We start from the raw sequence: 2489 nt of genomic DNA, 5'->3' as shown, positions 1-2489 counted from the left end.
GCCGGGAGCGGACGTTGCCGCCGGCGGCCACCTCGTCGTCCTTCGCGCCGGCGGGACGCCGACCGCGCTCGCCGTCGACCGCGTGCTCGGGCTCGCCCATCTCGCCGAGGTCGCAGGCGACGCCGAGGGTGCGGAGGGCGGATTCGGCAGCGATGCGGTTTCGCGCTATGCCCCGGCCGATCCCGGCCCGTCCGGCCTCGGCGACTTCGTCGTCATCGACCTGCCGCAACTGCTGCGGCGCACCCTGCCTTGAGACGCGAGACGCGCGCGATCCACGACGCCGCCGCCTGACCCGGAGCATCAGCCGCCTTGTCGATCTCCATCGGAAAACGGATCCTCCTCGGCTTCGCCGCCGTCACGGTGGTGCTGGTCGCCCTCGGCCTCTACGCCATCGGCCAGATCGGGTCGGTCCGCGACGCCACCGACACCATCGTCGCCCGCGACCTCGCGGTTTTGCGCCAGCTCGACATCCTGGGCAACCAGACGCGCGACCTCGGCGTGATGCGCCGCAACGCGGTGATCGCCACGCTGATGAAGGCGCAGGGCCGGCCCATGGGCGAGGAGGACGTCCTCGCCGCCTGGCGCCGCACGGCCGCCTCGACCGAAGGCCTCTTCGCCGACCTGATCCGCGAGGCCGACACCTATCGCAACCGCGCCCTCTCGGTGGACCGGACGGCGGCCTGGGACCGCCTCCACGCCGTCCTGCGCCAGGCCGTCGAGATCTATCGCCCGTACCGGGACGCCAGCGAGGCGCAGCTCGTGGCGGCGCTCGCCGGCGACGTCGCCAGCGTCGAGGGCCGCAACGCCGAGATCAACCGCGCCTACGAGGCGACCATCGTCGCCGTCGAGCGCACCCGCGTCGCCGTCGACGACAGCATCAGCGTCGGCCAGCGCGGGATCGGCGACATCCACGAGCGCTCGCGGCTCTCGATCCTGCTGACGCTGCTCGCCAGCGTCATGCTGGCCATCCTCGTCACCATCCTGATCAGCCGCGCGGTGGTGCGCCCGCTCGAAGGCGTGATGGCCTTCGCCGAGAAGGTCGGCGGCGGCGACCTGTCCCAGACGCTGACGGTGCGCGGCGGCGACGAGATCAGCCGCCTCGGCCGTGCGCTGAACGGCATGGTGGCGGGCCTGGCCGACCTCTCCCGCACCAACCGCGCCGCGACCTCGGACCTGAACGCCGCCGCAGCCGAGATCCGCGCCTCGGCGCAGGAGCAGGCGGCCTCCGTCGAGGAGCAGTTCGCCGCGGTGCAGGAGACGGCGGCGACGGTGGACGAGATCACCCATTCGGGTGCGCAGATCACGAAGCGGGCCGGCGAGGTGATCGCCACCGCGCAGGCCACCGCCCAGACCTCACGCCAGGGCCTGCGGGCGGTGGCCGACACCGCCAAGGCCATGGACGCGATCCGCGAGCAGGCGGAGGCGGTGGCCGGCAACATCGTAGCCCTGTCGGAGAAGACCCAGACGATCGGCGACATCATCGAGACGGTCAACGACATCTCGGAGCGCACCCACCTGCTGGCGCTCAACGCCGCGATCGAGGCGGCGGCGGCCGGCGAGAGTGGGCGCAGCTTCGCGGTGGTGGCCTCGGAGATGAAGCTGCTGGCCGACCAGGCCAAGGCGGCGACCACCCAGGTGCGCGGCATCCTCTCGGAGATCCAGCGCGGCATCAACACCTCGGTGATGCTGACCGAGGAGGCGGTGAAGCGCGCCGCCACCGGCAAGTCGCGCTCCGACACGACACAGCGGACGATCGAGGAGATCACGGCGCGCGTCGAGGAGAACGTCCAGACCTTCCAGCAGATCGTGGCCTCCACCAACCAGCAGCAGCTCGGCATCGAGCAGGTGATGGGCGCGCTCCAGAACATCCGGCAGGCGAGCCAGCAGACGGCCGCCGGCACCCGCGAGGTCGAGGCCGCCTCGGCCAACCTCACGGAGCTGGCCGGCGCGCTGATGGCGCTCGCCGAGCGCTACCGGCATTGATCGGCCGCAGGGCGCCGTGATCGACATCCGCCAGCTTCTGCTCGCGGCCTTCGAGGTCGAGCACCGCGAGCACATCGACGCGATCCGCGCGGCCCTGGGGGCCGAGGGCACCGGCCGTGCGCCCGACTGGAACGACATCTTCCGCCGGGCGCACAGCCTCAAGGGGGCGTCCCGGGCCGTCGACCTGCCGCCGGTCGAGGCGGTGGCGCACCGGCTCGAAAGCCTGTTCGAGCAGGTGTCGGCCGGCGCCCCCCTCGATCGCGAGGCCCGCAACGCGACCCACCTCGCGCTCGACCGGATCGAAGCCTACGTCGCCGGGATGAAGGCCGACCCGGATCTCGCGATGCCGGACGACGCCATCGCAGCCCTCGACCGCTGCCTGGAGGGAGCCCGGCCGGCGAACGACGCCGAAACCCCGACGGCCGAGGCGGAACCGCCGGATCAGCCCGCACCGGTGCCGACGATCGAGGCGGCTCCTGCCCCGGCCGTGGCTCCGGCCTCGCCCC

At 72.8% G+C, this 2489-nt stretch carries 2 protein-coding genes and 1 pseudogene; all 3 read left to right on the top strand.

The window, feature by feature from the left end; translation table 11 throughout:
* Window positions 1-253 (top strand): annotated as a pseudogene (locus FV222_RS30010) (chemotaxis protein CheW); the annotation flags it as partial.
* Between the two features lie 56 nt (window positions 254-309).
* The gene (locus tag FV222_RS23090; protein ID WP_147763782.1) at window positions 310-1983 is read left to right on the top strand and encodes a methyl-accepting chemotaxis protein; all 1674 of its coding nucleotides are present in this window, start codon (window positions 310-312) and stop codon (window positions 1981-1983) included.
* 19 nt (window positions 1984-2002) lie between these two features.
* The coding region (locus FV222_RS23085; protein ID WP_187277440.1) for an Hpt domain-containing protein at window positions 2003-2489 on the top strand (487 nt) is incomplete at its 3' end.

Origin of the sequence: Methylobacterium sp. WL103 (genome assembly GCF_008039885.1) — a bacterium.
Lineage (GTDB): Bacteria > Pseudomonadota > Alphaproteobacteria > Rhizobiales > Beijerinckiaceae > Methylobacterium > Methylobacterium cerastii.
The sequence above is the reverse complement of the archived record's forward strand: the minus strand, read 5'-3'. Positions and strand labels throughout refer to the sequence as shown.